Annotated in this window: 9 protein-coding genes and 5 pseudogenes; 1 reads left to right on the top strand and 13 read right to left on the bottom strand. The window is 43.7% G+C overall.

From position 1 onward, the window contains the following. Positions 1–465 precede the first annotated feature (465 nt). Entirely contained in the window at positions 466–1,722 is a 1,257-nt protein-coding gene (locus tag JCM16418_RS20265; RefSeq protein ID WP_036652616.1) for a molybdopterin-dependent oxidoreductase, read from the top strand. Between the two features lie 58 nt (positions 1,723–1,780). Here JCM16418_RS20265 and ligA read toward each other — a convergent pair whose 3' ends face one another. The 13 genes and pseudogenes from ligA to JCM16418_RS20205 form a co-directional block, all read right to left on the bottom strand. Beyond that, positions 1,781–3,793 carry an NAD-dependent DNA ligase LigA gene (gene ligA / locus JCM16418_RS20260; protein ID WP_036652615.1) on the bottom strand — a complete coding sequence of 671 codons (2,013 nt, stop codon included), beginning with the start codon at positions 3,791–3,793 and terminating at the stop codon, positions 1,781–1,783. 32 nt (positions 3,794–3,825) lie between these two features. Beyond that, positions 3,826–6,153 (bottom strand): DNA helicase PcrA, encoded by a 2,328-nt coding sequence (gene pcrA / locus JCM16418_RS20255; protein ID WP_036652613.1) that lies wholly within the window; start codon positions 6,151–6,153, stop codon positions 3,826–3,828. Positions 6,154–6,185: 32 nt separating this feature from the next. After that, positions 6,186–6,870: pseudogene (pcrB, locus tag JCM16418_RS20250) on the bottom strand (heptaprenylglyceryl phosphate synthase). Between the two features lie 175 nt (positions 6,871–7,045). Next, positions 7,046–7,915, bottom strand: a complete 870-nt coding sequence (locus tag JCM16418_RS20245; protein WP_036652611.1) for a phosphatidylinositol-specific phospholipase C/glycerophosphodiester phosphodiesterase family protein — start codon at positions 7,913–7,915, stop codon at positions 7,046–7,048. A gap of 166 nt (positions 7,916–8,081) precedes the next feature. Further along, complete coding sequence (gene rfbD / locus JCM16418_RS20240; protein ID WP_036652609.1) at positions 8,082–8,951, bottom strand: dTDP-4-dehydrorhamnose reductase; 870 nt, start codon at positions 8,949–8,951, stop codon at positions 8,082–8,084. After that, positions 8,948–9,969: pseudogene (gene rfbB, locus JCM16418_RS20235) on the bottom strand (dTDP-glucose 4,6-dehydratase). Before rfbB ends, rfbD begins: the two are co-directional and overlap by 4 nt. A gap of 14 nt (positions 9,970–9,983) precedes the next feature. Then, a pseudogene (gene rfbC, locus JCM16418_RS20230) lies at positions 9,984–10,531 on the bottom strand (dTDP-4-dehydrorhamnose 3,5-epimerase). A gap of 282 nt (positions 10,532–10,813) precedes the next feature. Continuing rightward, complete coding sequence (gene galU, locus JCM16418_RS20225; protein ID WP_036652607.1) at positions 10,814–11,698, bottom strand: UTP--glucose-1-phosphate uridylyltransferase GalU; 885 nt, start codon at positions 11,696–11,698, stop codon at positions 10,814–10,816. 171 nt (positions 11,699–11,869) lie between these two features. After that, positions 11,870–14,381: pseudogene (locus JCM16418_RS20220) on the bottom strand (U32 family peptidase). Positions 14,382–14,418: 37 nt separating this feature from the next. Next, positions 14,419–14,568, bottom strand: a complete 150-nt coding sequence (locus tag JCM16418_RS25090; RefSeq protein ID WP_156327237.1) for a hypothetical protein — start codon at positions 14,566–14,568, stop codon at positions 14,419–14,421. 72 nt (positions 14,569–14,640) lie between these two features. Continuing rightward, complete coding sequence (locus JCM16418_RS20215; RefSeq protein ID WP_036652605.1) at positions 14,641–16,551, bottom strand: copper amine oxidase N-terminal domain-containing protein; 1,911 nt, start codon at positions 16,549–16,551, stop codon at positions 14,641–14,643. 23 nt (positions 16,552–16,574) lie between these two features. Beyond that, positions 16,575–17,773 (bottom strand): annotated as a pseudogene (locus tag JCM16418_RS20210) (S1C family serine protease). A gap of 274 nt (positions 17,774–18,047) precedes the next feature. After that, positions 18,048–18,257, bottom strand: a complete 210-nt coding sequence (locus JCM16418_RS20205) for a hypothetical protein (protein WP_036652633.1) — start codon at positions 18,255–18,257, stop codon at positions 18,048–18,050. Positions 18,258–18,426: the final 169 nt, after the last annotated feature.

Genomic DNA, 18,426 nt, shown 5'->3' with positions numbered 1-18,426 from the left:
AATGATTCAACCGTCGTCTTTGCAGCGTCGGGTGATCCATCCGATGTGTTTGACTTGCTCATTTTGAAACTGACGAGATTAATAATCTCTATTTAAAACCATCATCCATTTGTTCAGTTTTCAAAGAACTTAAGTTGTTCATCACGTTTATCTAAGTTGTTTAGAACAGGATTTATTATATCATATCGTTTTATTCGAAGTCAACACTTGTTTTACTAAGCTCATGTTGGCTCGTTTTCGATATGTTGTTTACCGTTTTAGCGGCAAGAAATAATATACCATGCATGTGGGCTATATTGCAAGCTTTTTTATAAAATAATTAATTGTGTTACTATTTCTATAAAATACTTACTAAAATACTACCGAATAGTAATCCATTTCAGCCTTCAAATACGAAAGGTTATTAGAGGATATATTTTCGAAGTTCTTTAGGGTTAACGATTAGAGTGAAAGGAAGTGTGTCCCATGAATGAATGGCTAGCCAAGCTGCGCAAGGGTTATGGAAAGAAACTGAATTTTATTCACCGCTGGAATGCATGGATGGTCGCGTTTTTAGCTTTTAGCGGTTTAATACTGCCATGGGGATTTTGGAGAGAAGTACTTGGAGAAGGGCGCGTGTGGCTGAAATCATTACATATTATAGTAGGTCTAATATTGCTTTTACCTGTACTTTACTATTTGTTCTTGGCAGGAAAGCACTGGCGCCAACTTAAAGATCGACCGCGCCAACGGTGGAATGTCATAGTCGTACTGACTCTTCTAATAGGTTGGTTACTATCTGGAGTAGTACTGTGGCAATTCCGCGCACTCGGACCCGCATGGTCCAACCCTGCACTTACAATACATGACGCTCTGACTTGGGTTGGTCTACCGTATATCATCTATCACTCTGTTACTCGGACCAAATGGTTAAAAGAACCTCATCGTCGCGCTGTTAGAACAGACAGACAAACACAAACAGTAAAGACAGAAGCATCTCAAACACAACCGTTATATAGTCGCAGATCATTTATTCGTTCTGCTATTGGGGTCGGGCTAGCAGTTACTATGGGTCCTTCTTTTATTAAATGGCTTGGAAGCAACTTGGGGTCTCAGCAAAACTTAGAAAGCCTTATTGAAAAAGATGCTAATCAGCTTCTACCCGCTCCAACACCGTTACCTCAGTCTCTCCCTCCAGTAGGGGGCGGGTCTGAAGGGCAATTTCGAGTGTATACAGTTACACCGATTCCTTCTTTTAATAACAGTAACTGGTCTTTCAGCATAGATGGACTTGTCAATCATAAATCCACATGGAATTGGGAGCAGTTTGTTAAACTTCAGCGTACCGTACAGGTAAGCGATTTTCACTGCGTCACGGGCTGGTCGGTTTATAAAAATACGTGGGAGGGCATCCCCCTTCGGACGTTGCTCGAACAAGCTGGTGTACAGGCAGCCGCTACAACGGTTAAATTCTATTCTGGAGATGGTGAGTACACGGATTCACTTACCCTTGAGCAAGCTCAGATGGACGATGTCCTTGTAGCGGTTATGCATGATGGTAAACCGATTCCAAGCGATCTTGGTGGACCCGTCCGCTTAGTTGTTCCGAAGATGTACACCTACAAATCAGTCAAATGGCTGAACCGCATCGAACTTATTGAAGGAGAACATATCGGTTACTGGGAACAACGGGGTTACGATCAAGATGCTTGGGTCAGTAAAGACAGAACCTCCGAATCTTAAGGGTTTGGTAAAAGAAAAAAGCAGCTCCCATTTTGGGGCTGCTTTTGTTGTTCCTATTCTAAGATTGAAGCAGACGAACAAACTCATCCTCATCTTCAATAACCTGAATACCCAGCTGTTTTGCTTTGGCAAGCTTACTTCCTGCCTTCTCACCAGCAATAAGGAGATCTGTCTTGGAAGAAACACTACCTGTCACCTTAGCGCCAAGCGCCTCAAGCTTCTCAGAAGCTTCATCCCGAGTGAGTTGATACAAGGTACCTGTCAGTACGACGGTCTTTCCATAGAAAAACGAGTCAGTACTTACAACCTGCGGCGCAGCCGGTGCTTGTGCTTGAACTCCTAGAGAAAGCATTTTTTCTATACCTGCCTGCATGAATGGATCTGCAAAAAAGTTGACGATACTGTCCGCAACGATACCACCTACATCTGGGAGTGCGATCAGATCTTCTGCTGATGCATTCATAATGGCATGGAGATCGCGGTAATGCTCTGCCAGCGTTTTGGTAGTGGACTTACCTGTATTAGGAATACCCAGTGCAAAAAGGAAAGAAGCTAAATCTCTCTCCTTACTCTTCTCTAAGGATTCTAACAAATTATTAGCCTTCTTCTCACCAAATCGATCGAGCTGAATGAGTTGATCAAAGGTTAACGTATATAAATCCGCAGGTTCCCTTACATTTATCTCATTGTACAACTGCTCTGCCGTCATCACACTAAACGTTTCTATATCCATCGCGTCCCGTGAAGCGAAATGAGTAATACGTCCAATGATTTGCGGTTTGCAGTCTAGACGGTTGTTACAGAATAGATGAGCGCCACGTTGTTCTAATGGGAAGCCGCAAGATGGACAGTTCTCTGGAGCAACAATCTCTTCCCCATCGTTCTCTTCAGTCACCTTACCCAGTATTTCTGGAATAACTTCGTTTGATCGACGAATAAAGACACGTGAGCCTAGAGCGTGTTTCAGGTTCTTGCGTTCAATATCACCGATATTGTTAAGCGTACAGTTCTGAACCGTTACACCTGCCAATTCGACAGCTTCTACACGCGCTACAGGTGTTATTTTACCGGTACGGCCGACTTCCCATGAAACAGACTCAAGAATGGTTGTCGTCTCTTCGGCTTCAAATTTGAAAGCAACTGCCCAGCGTGGGAACTTATCCGTATAGCCGAGTGCTTCACGGGTGCGCATATCTACGATTTTGATCACGGCTCCATCGATTAGATAATCTAGTCCCGCTCTGCGCTCCTGAATGTCCTCTAACTGTTCTACGACATCATCAAAATTATCGAAGTAAGAAATAAACGGATTCACTTTAAAGTAGTTCTCGTGTAGGAAACTCATCATTTCTTTATGTGTCTGAAAACGTATGCCCTCCGAATAACCGACATTATAGAAGAAAGCAGTCAGTCTACGTTCTGCCGTCAATTTGGGATTTAGATTGCGCAGTGCTCCTGCGGCACCATTACGCGCATTCTTAAGCGGCTCTGCAGCACGAGTATTATAATCGGCAAGGACAGACAGATTCATCATACCTTCACCTTGCACTTCAATTGTTCCATCCTTATAAGGAATGGTAAGTGGAATCGACTTGATTGTTTTGACTTGAGCGAGAATCCCTTCGCCTACTGTACCATTACCACGTGTAGCGGCCTGAACCAATTTGCCATCTGTATACGTTAGGTTCAGTGTCAGCCCATCAAACTTTAACTCAACAGCATAACTGAGAGGTGGGAGCGGGTTCTCTGGATGCTTATTATTGTAATCTGTGGTCAACCTCACCGCACGTGCATTCCAATTGCTAAGCTGATCCATACTCTGAGCTTTATCGAGACTCCAGAGCGGTGATAAGTGGCGATGCTGTACAAACCCTTTGAGAAGTTCGCCACCTACACGTTGAGTTGGTGAATCAGGAAGGACGATCCCTCCCTCTTGCTCCAGCTTCACCAATTGATCGTAAAGTGCATCATACTCCTTGTCACTTAAAAGCGGCTTATCCAGCGTGTAGTAATGATAATTGTACTTATTCAACTCAGCTACAAGCTGCTCCATACTGTGCATTGGATCCATGCAGGGCTTGCCCTCCGTCCATTGATTAGATATTATTCTTCTACTTTAGTTATTGGCGCAAATCCAGCAAGTAATCTTTTGACGCCTACCGGTGCTGGAAAAGCAATCTGAAGTTCTGTGTCATTCCCGCTTCCTTTTACCGAAACGACAACTCCAATTCCCCATTTACCATGGGATACTTTCTCCCCAGCTTTGAGTGCGGATAGATCTCCACTACTTGCGGCAACGTTTGGAGTTGGCTTAGAAGTCGTTACAGTAACTCTACTCTGCGTACCAGACGCCGATGCTGTAGAACCACTAAGGGAAGAATTTGAAGCACTTCGTCCGAAGTTGCTACCGCCCCCACTACTTAATCCACGACCGCCATACGATCCTCCAACATTACCACCACGACGGTAGCGATCTTGGGCAACCTTGGTATCTTCCTTCAATTCCTCAGGTATCTCGTCAAGGAAACGGGATGGAGGATTGGCTGTTGTGCGGCCAAAGAGGGTACGCATCTGTGCACACGAAAGGAATAATTGCTGTTCAGCTCGGGTGATACCCACATAAGCCAGTCGCCGTTCTTCTTCAAGTTCTTCATTATCAGAGAATGCACGGCTATGCGGGAATACACCTTCTTCCATACCAACAATGAAGACTACCGGGAATTCGAGTCCCTTGGCACTGTGCATAGTCATTAGGACAACAGCATCTGTTCTTTCTTCTTCATCATCATTTACGCTATCAATATCTGCGATTAGAGCTAGATCTGTAAGGAAGGAAACCAATGACTTATCTTCATTATTCTTCTCAAATTCCAGCGTTACAGACAAGAACTCATCAATATTCTCTAAACGCGCTTGAGATTCAAGCGTATTCTCCCGCTCAAGCTCCAAACGATACTGCGACATTTCAATGATTTTCTCCGTCAATTCCGTTACTGATAGATATTCTACCATTTGATTTAATGCCGCGATCATATCATAAAATTCTACGAGTGCATTACGAGTTCTGCCAGCAAATCCAAGATCATCAACTACGGCCAAGACACGATAAATAGAAACGCCTCGTTCTCCAGCTGCTGCTGCAAGCTTGGCTACGGTTGTATCGCCTATACTTCTCTTCGGAACATTGATAATCCGTGCAAGGCTGATATCATCATCTGGATTGGAAAGTAGACGTAAATAAGCAAGAATATCCTTAATTTCTTTACGATCATAGAACTTGATACCGCCGACAATTTGATATGGAATATCCGATTTGATCAAAATTTCCTCAATTACCCGTGATTGGGCGTTGGTACGATAGAGAATTGCATGATCTTGATATGACTTATGTTGCTTTATACTTTTATTAATTTCAGAGGTTACAAAGTATCCTTCATCATGCTCTGAATCTGCGCGGTACACCTTAATTTTGTTACCTTCACCTTTGTCCGTCCACAGCTTCTTCGGCTTCCGGCCAGTATTGCCGCCGATGACTTCATTCGCTGCATTCAGAATCGTTGAAGTGGAGCGATAGTTCTGCTCCAGTAGAATCGTAGTAGCGTCTGGATAATCTTGTTCAAAATTAAGAATGTTGCTAATATCCGCTCCGCGCCAACGATAAATAGACTGGTCACTGTCCCCTACGACACAAATTCGCTTATGTCCTTCTGCAAGCATCCGGCAAAGCATATACTGTGCGCGGTTGGTATCCTGATATTCATCGACATGGATATATTGAAATTTCTTCTGATAGAAATCGAGAACTTCTGGAACCTCTTTGAACAATTGGATCGTGGACATAATCAGATCATCAAAATCGAGTGAGTTATTGCTCTTCAATCGACGCTGGTACATGGAGTATACCTGGGCAACCAGCTTTTCAAAATAATCGCCTGCCGTTTGCTCATACTGCGCTGGTGATACCAATTCATTCTTAGCGGTGCTAATGACGGATTGTACAGCCTTTGGCTCAAACTTCTTAGTGTCCATATTGAGACTCTTCATACAGTTGCGAATAACAGAAAGCTGATCGCTAGAATCCAAAATGGAAAAGTTCGATGAGAAGCCAATTCGTTCAATGTCTTTACGGAGTATTCGAACACACATGGAGTGGAACGTAGAAACCCAAATATCGCGGCCCTCAGGTCCGACCAACTTGGAGACGCGCTCCTGCATTTCACGAGCTGCTTTATTCGTAAAGGTAATCGCAAGTATGCCCCATGGTGGAGCTTTGCGTGTTGCGATCAGATAGGCAATTCGGTGCGTAAGCACGCGGGTCTTACCACTGCCTGCTCCTGCCATAATCAATAGTGGGCCTTCGGTAGCTTGTACTGCTTGCTGCTGGGGCGGGTTCAGACGTTTAATTGCTTCTTGTATATCAATAGGTTGCATGCGTGCATGCTCCTTCCTGCTTTGGGTGTATATTATTTAACTGCATTAACTGTTAATAGGGCTTGTTTTAAATCTTCATAGACAACATTGCCGACGACTACCGTATCACATACGGCTGCAGCCTGCTTAGCTGTCTCCAGATCCTTAATGCCTCCTCCATAAAACAACTTCGCGTTGTTTAGGGATTGGCGAATTCTTTTGACCGTATCCATATTGCCAAAAGTACCACTATACTCTACATAGACAATAGGTAGCGACATCAGCTTGTCCGCAACTTGGGCATAGGCAGCCGCTCCGGCGGCATCCAGATCACACTGCGCGCCCGTAAGCTGAGCAACTGTGGAATTGGGATTAAGTACAATATAACCTTCTGGCACCACAAGGTCCCAAGGAATCATATAACCATAAGCTTCAACGGCCTTCTGATGTTGCCCTACAATCCATGAGGTATCTGCGGTATTCATGACCATCGGAATCATATATAGGTCAAAACCAGGTACAATGGACTCTAGATCCGAAACTTCAAGCACACAGGGTAGCTCATAACGGCGGATACGCGATAGCAAATCCACGGTGTTGTCATAGGTGACTCCGCTAGAGCCCCCGACCATAACCGCATCCGTTCCAGACATACACACTGCATCCAGCGCCTTGTCATCCAATTCCCGGTCAGTCGAGCTTAAATACGTGTCTCCACGGATTAATCATATCCTTCAAACGACATTCCTCCACCTGAATTGTTCATAAATCTAGTCTATGTCAGCACCGGATGAGTGTCAATTTATGTTCGCATTTAATACGAACAAATATATCCCTTAGATACTATAAATGTCCTATAAACAAAAAAGGATATGCCTCATCATCGATGGCATATCCTTTTTACTTCAAATTATTATAAACCTAATCGAGTAGTCCAGCTAGGTGATTTCACTTCTTCCTCCGTCAAGAAATCAGAATAAACACCATTCACACCCATTCGCCGATACTTACTGACTTCATTCTCATCATTGATCGTATTTACATACGTAGTAACCCCTGCTTTGTTCAGATCTGAAATAAAGGATTGAGTGACACGTTGCTCGGGGATCGTGACTACAGGTATTGAATTTGCTTTGACAAAGTCTACAACTTCTGCGTCCGTATCCTTGGTGGCATATAACGTGTAGATAATCTGTTTGAAAGGATAGATCTCATGTACCGTTTGCAGCATCGGCTGGTCATAAATTTGTAGCACAATTTGGTTCATCAAAGCAGGATCTCTATTCTGAACAGCATTGACAAGTTTAGAAAGAATTAGCTTCATATTCTCATCTTTCGTGTCTGTTACGATATACATATCAGGATAATCCTGTAAAAGGTCAAGAATATCTTCCCAGTCCAGCGGATCGTAGGAACCAAGAATTTTACTCTGTTTAAATTCGCTGTAACTTAGTTGCATCGCTTGTCGCTCTTCAGGGAGCTCATCTTGCTGCCCTAATTGTTCCGTCATACTCTTCGTCCATTCATGTCTTGCAACCAATTTCTCATCTGAAGTTAATAATAGATCGACTTCAAATACACGGTTACCCTTCTCGTAGTTGGCGATAAACGCTTCATATGAATTGGTATACGCTTGTTCGCGTATTCCACCCATAGCATGCGAGATGACTTGATAATCCGTGAAGTTGCTTTTCTTGTCTTCAGAGCTACCTTTTGTGCCAAATAACAATAAGCAACTAGCGGTTCCTAGTAGTAAAACGAGAGCTATCATCTTTCTTCTCATACAACCCCACGTCCTTTGCGGCATCTAGTATTATTAGACTTGGTATAATGCCTGATAGTAAAGGATTACCCTAAGAATTGTGGGATCAAACGAGGGGATTAATAGGATGGTCAAGATACAAAATTCAAATGATTAGGACTCTGTTAAATAAATCCATTGGCATTATCTATGATTGTATTGAAGATAAGATAATCAAATAATGATGAAGTCCTTCCCGCCATGGTCTAAGATCTGTGAGTCCGTTAATACGGATTGATAAGTGATCCATCACCGAGTTAAAAGGACGAGGAGCAGGACGAGGGAATTGCTCTGTTGTGCATGGTTCTGGCTTGGCAATCATGTTGAATCCCATGTTAAGAGCTTCCTCAAATATAGCCTCGGCAAATTCAAACCAAGTACATTCACCACTATTGGAAGCATGATAAATACCGTACTTATCAGTTTGAACTAATTCGAGTAAGAACTCAGCCAAATCAACGGTGTATGTTGGAGAGCCTTTCTGATCATGGACAACCTGTAAAGAAGGCTTTTCTTGACCTAAACGTAGCATCGTCTTCACGAAATTGTTGCCGTGTAGCCCGTACACCCAAGATGTACGCACTATAAAATAGCGAGAGGATAAGTTTTGGACTAATAACTCCCCAGCTCTTTTGGATTTACCGTAAACGCCCTGTGGATCTGTATTATCATACTCTTGGTAAGGTAATTCTGAACGACCGTTAAATACGTAATCGGTACTTATATATATCATCTTAGCTCCAACTTGCTCGGAAGCTATTGCAATGTTTCTAGTACCGACAGCATTAACTTGATACGCCTTATCGATATCAGTCTCAGCAGCATCAACCGCCGTATATGCAGCGCAGTGAATAACAGCCTCAGGCAGAAATGTCCCTATAACCTTTTTGCACTGCTCTAGGTCGGTAATATTTAGGTTATTACGAGTACAACCAAGAACATCATGATTCTCACCTTGCAGCAGTAATACCACATCTGTTCCAAGCTGCCCGGAAGCACCCGTCACCACGATTCTCATAACGAATCTCCTAGACGGTCACCATATTGTTTCGTGGAATAGTCTTGGTATTCACCCGATTGAATTCGGCTCCACCATTCCTTATTATTCAAGTACCATTGTATGGTTTCTTTAATTCCTGTCTCAAAATGATGTTTAGGCTTCCATCCCAGCTCTTGTGTAATCTTCGTAGGATCGATCCCATATCGACGATCATGTCCGAGGCGATCTTTAACATATGTCATAAGGGCTTCCGGTTTGTTCAGCTCTTGTAAAATGGTCTTCACAATATGGAGGTTGGTTCGTTCATTGTTTCCCCCTATGTTATATACCTCACCAATCCGTCCTTGGTGTATAACCAAATCAATGGCACTGCAATGATCCTCTACATAGAGCCAATCCCGAATATTTAGACCATCACCATATATCGGAAGCGCCTGGTCACTCAAAGCACGAGAGATAATTAATGGAATCAGCTTTTCAGGAAACTGGTAAGGTCCATAGTTATTCGAACAACGAGTAATGTTTATAGGAAGTCCAAATGTTTCATGATATGCACGAACAAGTAGATCTCCACCCGCTTTACTAGCTGAGTATGGACTATTTGGTGTAAGTGGTGTTTCTTCCGTGAATAGACCTGTTTCACCCAAAGTTCCGTACACTTCATCCGTAGATACTTGAACGAATTTGGTAACACCGTATTTTTTGGCGGCATCCAGAAGCACTTGAGTTCCTAATACATTTGTCTTCACAAACACTTCGGGTTCAAGAATACTGCGATCTACATGGGATTCAGCGGCAAAGTTTACAACAACATCTACACCTTGTCGAAACAATGTATCCACGGCTTGAGCATCTGTGATATCTGTTTTAGAAAAAGTGTAATTGGGGTTGTTCTCTATAGATTTCAAATTCTCTAGATTCCCAGCATAGGTAAGAGAATCTACATTTATAATTTGATAATTTGGATGTTGCTGCATCATATATATTACAAAGTTACTGCCTATAAAACCGCTCCGCCGGTAACAAGAAGTTTCATTTCAATGCAGCCTCCTACTCAAAATTAAGCTCTGCATCCTGTAAGAGCGGATGAAGCTTGTCTTTGTCAGAAAGAATTGGTTTCGACGTTGGCCAATCAATACCAAGCGCCGGATCATTCCATAATATGCCGCGATCATTCTCTGGGGAATAGTATTCGTCCACTTTGTACATGACTTGGGTATTCGGTACAAGTGTACAAAACCCATGTGCAAAACCTTTCGGCACAAGCAATTGACGTTGGTTATGCTCACTCAAAATCACGCCAACCCAATGCCCAAAGGTCGAGGAGTTTTGGCGTACATCAACAATGACATCATAAATTGCGCCTGTAAGAACACGGATTAGTTTTGTTTGAGCTTTAGGGTTAAGCTGATAATGAAGGCCACGAATTACCCCAGGTTCTGCGGAAAGAGATTGATTATCTTGAATAAAATCAAAATTGATACCCTGCTCGTTCATCATCGTTTCATTATAACTTTCCATAAAAAAACCCCGGCTATCGCATGGACAACCGGATCAATTAGGCATGCGCCTTGTAGATGTAAAGGAGTGACTTTCATGGGATGCTTCCTCCAATTTCTCTATAATTTCAGTGTTCCAACGTCTTCACCAGCTCAATACCGATAATGACGGACGTGAACCCGCACCTGTACAGCAGTTTTAATAATGACAGAGGGGGCGTTCGTTACATTTAATATATGCATTTAGTTACGTCAGATTTCCAACTCTCTTAGTGCCGATAATTTATGCCTGATAAATAAAATAGCTATATGCCTTATTATGAATTAATTAATGAAAAAGACAGGGCCTAGCAGATATCTACTAGGCCCTGTCTTTTTTAATTAGAACGATTGCTTCTTCTCTTCTTCCATAACGCCACGCATATAATTAAGAAGTTCAGCTTTAAGCTCTTTATTTTGCAAAGCATAATGAATAGTCGTTTGAATAAAACCAAACTTCTCCCCTACATCATGTCTCTTGCCCTCAAAATGATAGGCTAGAATAGTCTCTATTTCACCAAGTTTAGAGAGCGCATCCGTTAGCTGAATCTCACCATTAATTCCAGCAGATTGCTGCTCCAGGATTTCAAATATCCGAGGTGTTAGAATATATCTCCCCATAATGGCTAGATTAGATGGAGAATCATCTACCTTAGGTTTTTCTACTAGTCTATTAGCGCTGTATACACGCTCATTTATTTTAGAAGCATCAACAATTCCATATCTAGATACTTCATTCCATGGAACGGGCTGAACACCCACAATTGAGGATTGATGCTCTTCATATACGTCTATCATTTGTTTGAGGCAAGGAATATCTGACTCAACAATATCATCCCCAAGCAATACGGCAAAAGGCTCATCTCCAATAAATTTACGAGCACACCAGATCGCATGGCCTAAACCCTTGGGCTCTTTCTGTCTAATATAGTGAATGTCAGCCATTTCGGAAGATTTGCGAACTTCCTCAAGCAGGTTCCATTTACCTTTCTCTGCCAAGTTATGTTCTAATTCAAATGATGAGTCAAAATGATCTTCTATAGCTCGTTTACCTTTACCTGTTACTATAATGATATCTTCAATGCCTGAAGCTACTGCTTCTTCTATAATGTATTGAATCGTTGGCTTGTCCACAATAGGTAACATCTCTTTAGGCATAGCTTTAGTCGCTGGTAGGAAACGTGTGCCTAGACCGGCTGCTGGAATTATAGCTTTGCGGATTTTCATGGTCAATCTCTCCTAATCATCTATTGCTATGTATTAACCTAATTATAACCAATATAGGAACTGATGACATATTATGAATTAATAAAGGACGTCCGCAAGCGGACGCCCTTTTATATTTAAAGATACAGCAATGCCGATATAGAACCATTTTTCAATCTAATCATTCTTCCTTTATTTCACCAACTGACCACGCGTTACACCAAGCTGGTTCGTCGCTTTCAGAGACTTCCAAACCTGCGTACCGCTGATCTCGCCGCGCAATGCGCGTTTGTAGAGATTAATAACCTCATGCACTTGTTCTTCTGTTTCTTCAAGGAACTCGATACGATAGTTCGCTACACCAAGCTCCATAAAGTGAGTGAGATACTCTGCACCGGATTGCTCAATAGCGTTATACACGGTATTACGGCAGCCTTCGTCCACGCGAACGGGATGAGACATACCGATGCGGTCTTGTAGGGAGACACTATGGTCTTCACATGGACGACCACAGTTAGTGAAGTCTGTTCCTTCACTAAGGAAGGTACAGTAAACACAGTGCTCTGTATGGAACATCGGTAGATGCTGATGAATAACGACTTCCATACGAGATGTATCCGAACGGCCCAAGAGATCGACCATCTGTTGTATGTTCAAGTCATATGATGGTGTAACGAGATCACAACCTGCTTCAAGGAACAAATCCACCGCTTTATGATTGGCGATATTCAGTGAGAAGTCGCCGATTAGCTGTGGATGCTCTGCATCTGGGTTCTCCATCCGGTGGCGGAGATAGAAGTAGAGTGCCCCTGTGTTACGCACAAGCACGGCATCGGGCTTGAGGCGCAGGATGTTCTTATGGTAGCCGTTCTCGTTCGGCATGTGAATACGCGGCGTAGCAGCGCAATCCGTTTGCCGGCGGCATGAACGGCTTCTACCGCTGCCGGGAACTGCTTGATAAACTCGAAGTCGGCGTATATGAAATCCACGCCGGCGTCGAGCGCAGCCTGCACCTGCGGCAGGCTGCGGCATAGCGCGGTGATCTCTGCTTCACCGCGCATCACTGGCGATGCGCTTCGCGCCGCATCGTCAAAGACCGAGACCGCCCGTTTCACGTAGACGGGCGGCTTAGGGCGCTCGCCAGCGAGCAGCTCCACCGCACGGCGGCGGATGCTGTTCAGCTCGCGCATAGGCACGATGACGTCGCCTTGCAGATCGACGTCAAGCTGTTCCAGCTGGAACACTGTTCCGCCAAGACGGCCGAATTGCTCTTCCAGAAGAGCATAGTCCATTGGCCGCTTTTGCGCGATTTCGAGTTCCAGCTCCGAATCCACTTGGACGGTTGTGCCCTTCTGCACATCAGTCCAAATCGTTGTCAGTAGGCCACCTACATGGCCAACGACTTTCACATGAACCGGGAATACCCGGTACGGTTTCTCCGTCTCATACGTTTGACGCAGACGCTTATCGAGCGCTGGATCATTCGTTTTCCAAATGCGGTCACCTACGTGAAGCTTACGCAAATCTACGTCATTACGGCCTGGCACGATATCGATGATCCAGCCTTCACCGGCTTCGCTTCAATCTTGACGCCCTTACGACGAATATCGTAAACACGTCCGCCTTCTTCCTTCTTCGTCGGATCTCCAGCATCAAACACGATACCGTCTCCACGCTTAAGCGGTGCATCAATATGACATACCACGCCGTCACGCAGAATTTGATCGACACGACCGAGGTAAACACCACGGCTTTTCGGGAAAGTACCCTCGACCAGCTTCTTGTTGTTTGTTCCATCTAGGAAGCCGTGAGTCAAACCACGAGAGAAGCTCTGTTCTAGTTCACGAATTTCTTCTTTGCTCGGACGGACCTTATTTCCATCAAAATAGAGGTCAATCGCTTTGCGATATTTACTAACGACGTTAGCCACGTATTCTGGGCTTTTGAGTCGCCCTTCAATTTTGAAAGAAGTCACTCCCGCTTCGATAAGTTCAGGCATAATATCGATCGCTGCCAAGTCTTTTGGCGACAATAGATAGGCTACATCCCCCATTGGCTTCTGCTCCCCATCGACCATCAGGTCATACGGTAGGCGGCAAGCTTGTGCACATTCACCGCGGTTCGCAGAGCGTCCGCCCCACATTTCGGATGTCAGACACTGACCAGAATAGGACACGCATAGTGCACCGTGTACAAACACTTCCATTGGTAGCTTAGCCTGATCGCCAATCTTCTGAATTTGTTTCAAGCTGTTCTCACGACCAAGTACAACGCGCTCCATTCCCCACGGTTTGGTGAATTCAACCGCTTCCGGAGATGTAATCGTCATCTGTGTAGAGCCATGAATTGGGAAGTCAGGTGACATTTCACGAATCAATTTCACAAGCCCCAAATCTTGTACGATGACCGCATCTACACCTGCATCGATACATGCGTCAATTAGACCCTGAGCATCCTCTAGTTCATTTTCAAATACAAGAATGTTAAAAGTCAGGAATCCTTTAACCCCATAGCTATGCAGAAAAGCCATGATTTCCGGCAGCTCTGCCATCTGGAAGTTGTTTGCGCGTGCGCGTGCATTAAACTTCTCCACGCCAAAGAATATCGCATCCGCTCCATTCGCCACAGCTGCGCGCATACAATCCCAATCACCTGCGGGTGCCAGCAGCTCAACATCCTGCCTTTGTATTGCCTGAGTATCCATCTATGTCCTCCCAAACCGGCCTAGCCGGTACCTTAGTTTAAGCTGCATGTACTTCATGATTCACGTTTATATTTTCTTTCATAACATACGTGCATACGATCAATGGTACTTCAACCTTACTAGTGTACCAAACATCCCCGATTCCTTCTAGTTTGAGAGCATGATTTCGATGATAAATTAATGGCAAAGAGCCGGATTCCCCCTTTTTCAGGGTCACCCGGCTCTAATCGTTATCCTATATCAAATATCTCTGAATCTTTTATTTCGTAAATTCAAATGAATTCAGCGTGCTATCTAAAGTATCTTTCTGTAATGTCGTTGCATTCGCATCATTCAGTGAAGCGGTAAGCGTGTACACCTTTCCATTCTTCTGGAATACGAGCTGACGTCCTACATACGGAATATCATCCTTAACCTGATGCAGCGTGAATGATGTTGCCGTGACTCCAGCAAAGGTAATTTCCTCAATCTTCACAATTTTAAAATCTTTTTGCGTCTTAGCTGCTTCATTATAATATGATTTCAACTGACTCACCGTAGCTTCTACTGTTCCAGTCTTCTCTACAGTCAAGAGGAATCGGCCACCCGTAAACTGATACTCCACAGGGGATTTTTCGAACTTATCGTGAACCGCTGTCCAATACTGCGGAATATCGATTTTATACTGGAAGGCCTTTGAAGTCTTCGTTACTTTCTTGCTCTTTGCGGTAAGGAAAGAATCTTCCTCCAAATTTCCAAACGTATCCGTTACCACATCGAAATCAATGTGAATGGCATCCATCAAAGGTTTAAAGCGTGCCAAATCATCCTTCTGATCTTCAGGAACAGCATATTCGGTGTAATAACGATATCCATTCTTCTGAATCATCACTTCATACTCTGTAATCCAGCCATCACCATAATTGTATCTAACCTCGTTCACGATTCCATCTTCACCCGAAATTTGGATCGGATACGTCTTTACGAATTGATAAGATTCAGGTACAAAAGACTCCTCTAGCCACGTCTTTAGTTGACCACTCCACTGGTCTAGCGTCGATCCCTTCGGTGCTGATGAAACGTTCAGCTTTAAGTAGCTGCCTTCCTTGCTCTCATAATACATATCGGCATGATCCATACTCCAACCGGCTGGAACATTTAAAGATATACCATAATCATCATTGAATGCACTACGCATCCCATTTTTAACCGTGGATAAGTCCTTAACTGCTTTATCTGATACATTAAATCCTGTGTCGAATGAATTAAGCAGCCCCGCATATTTGCTTAAGTCCTTATAGTTCGAAGCTTTCGTATCGGCAAAATAAACCTCATACAGTCGATCATTGTTGTAATATTGTCGGCATTCCCAATACGTTCCATCGCTGTCTTTCGCAATAATCCGTGCATATGGCACCTTCGCCTGTGGAAAAGCCTCTCGGTCCAGAACCGTCTCTCCAGAATCTTTAGCGTCTTCGACCAATTGCTCAAGCAAATCAGCTGCACTTAGCTGCACTTCTTGATCGTTAGCATGGACCTCGATATAGTAGTTATCCTCAGCATCGCTAAATGAAGCAACACTCTCGTCTTCGTCTCCGCTACCAAGCACGAGTCCACTTGGATAATTCATGGTCCACTGGTAAAAACTATTACCAATTTTCGTTTTTCCAAGATCGTTATCAATGCCCGGATCAACGACAACATCATTATCGGTAGGTACAAGAGAGATATTAATTTCATTTGCTTTACCCGAATTAATAGTAGCCCCAATACCTTTTGCTACCACTCGTAGCGGTACCATTAGCGTGCCAGAAGCCATTGTAGGCGCTGTGTCCAAAATAATTTTATGACCATCCACCCATGCGACTGTGCTACCTATCGTAAGTGAGACCGTATGCGGACCGTACATAACTTTGATTACATTTGTTTTCTCAAGTCGTACTTCGCTACCAAAAGCTTTATTAAACACCCCAAGTGGCACCATAGTCGTACCCTTCTCCATATAAGGCTTCGCCGCAATACGCTGCTCTTGTCCATTAATTACAGCAATTGCGCTCCCCGTCTTGAGCTGAATCACTAATTTGTCCGCACCACGATCAGCTGCCCATACCGGAAGTGCAGATGATGCCATAATAACTGCGGCAATCAGCACTGCACCTGTCTTGCGCAATGTGCTTTGGTTCCTGTTCATGTTCTCTCTCCCTCTGTTACGTATCATAGGTCGTCACCTATCTCATCATCGCCATTCACATCTGCTGAGGCGCCTAGCTTCCCTTCACGAGTTAAGACGAGCTGACGAGTCACAATATCGCCTCCGCTCTGCATAAGCAGCTTCACGGTTTGTCCTGGCATATAAGCTTAAACATTTCGTTGATATCTACTACCGACGAAACACGTTTGCCATTAATGCTGTAGAGGACATCATTCTCACGGATCCCAGCCTTCTTTGCCTCATCTGAAAGAACCTTATTAATGGTCAACGGATCATCTGTTGGCAGTCCCACAATAGCGGACCAGCTTTCTTCCATGCTAAGACCCAGACTTGGACGCTGTACTTCACCATATTTAAATAGCTGCACAATCACATATTGAACCGTTTCCGATGGGATGGAGAATCCCATATTTTCCACGCCAACCGCAGCAAATTTCATACTATTAATCCCTAGTACTTCACCCTTCATATTCACAAGCGGTCCGCCGCTGTTCCCTGGATTAATGGCCGTATCACTCTGGATAAGCCGATAGGAAGCGTTAATGCCTCGGTTCAAGCCACTAACAACTCCAACCGTAGCCGAGTTACGTAGAGAAAAGGAAATCGGTGTGCCAATAGCCACAACCCTCTCTCCGACTTGAGCATTCTGAGCTGATTTAGCAAAGGTAGCTGGCACCATATTTTTAGCGTTAATTTTTATAAGTGCAATATCGCTCGTTTCATCTATATATGTATCCGTGATGTTGTAGGATTTACCATCCGATGTAACAACTAACGTACTTTGCAAACCATTGACCACATGGGCATTGGTAACAATCCATCCATTTGAACGAATGATGACGCCAGTTCCATGGGCAAGATTATATCGATTTGCAGCACTACCACTCGATGTAGCATCCGTAGAACGGCCAATAATACCCACGACAGATGGAGAAATATTCTTAACAATCTGCGGTATCGGATCCGTAGCAACAGATGTTGTATTCTTGACCACTTTGCTACTTTTAACGCTTTTAACACTCTTATTACTACTCGATACTAACGATATGTTGGACTTGTCCGTTTTCGAGGCCGTAGGTACAGCAGAAGCTTTAGTAATCGTTGTCTTCCCAGCACTTTGGGCTTGAGCCTCCATCGTTCCACTGAGCAACAGTAAGCTGCTTAACAGCATAATGGCCCTCTTTTTCCCCATAACAATCATTTCCCCTCACCTGATTTTCTCTTTATCTGTGAGTCAAGGTTGCCGTGCTGCTGCCGTCTCTCCCAAGATCTTACGATGAGTTCCCATGGCCGTAGTCCTCTGTCCCTTGAATCTTAGCCAAATGTAACATAGAACGACCGTCTATACAATTGCTGGAAGCCCTATATTTAGATGGATATTTCCGATAAAAAAAGACCCCTTATTCCGCCATTCGGCAGAAAGGTGTCTTCTTCGTGGTAGAGCTCTTCAATAGATGATGCAAATGCGAGATTTCTTAGCTCATCCACTCTTTAACCATAGCAAAATCAGATGCTAGGAATACGAGCAGACAAACAATGCTGAATCCGATTGCAAACTTGTTCTTAACCGGTTGGGTCACTAGTCGAACGACACCAATAAGGATAAGGATTGTGAATAAAATCATAAAAATATCAAACGTATTAAATTTGGATGCAGCTGTAGTTGCAGCTTCTGCAAGGATCATCATGATTGGACCTCCCTAATCAATTCGCTCAATTTTAACATATCTATATACATGTTATCCTTCCAAGACTTGTTATGCAAGACTTCATTCTCAAAAAAATAAAAATGTCATAAAGTTTACATTATATGGAATGTAAAACTTATCTTCTAATGACCTTCTATATTGACAA

The sequence above is a fragment of the Paenibacillus pini JCM 16418 genome (genome assembly GCF_000576305.1).
In the GTDB taxonomy this organism is placed as follows: Bacteria; Bacillota; Bacilli; order Paenibacillales; family Paenibacillaceae; genus Paenibacillus_AQ; species Paenibacillus_AQ pini.
This window is presented reverse-complemented; position numbering and strand designations above follow the sequence as displayed.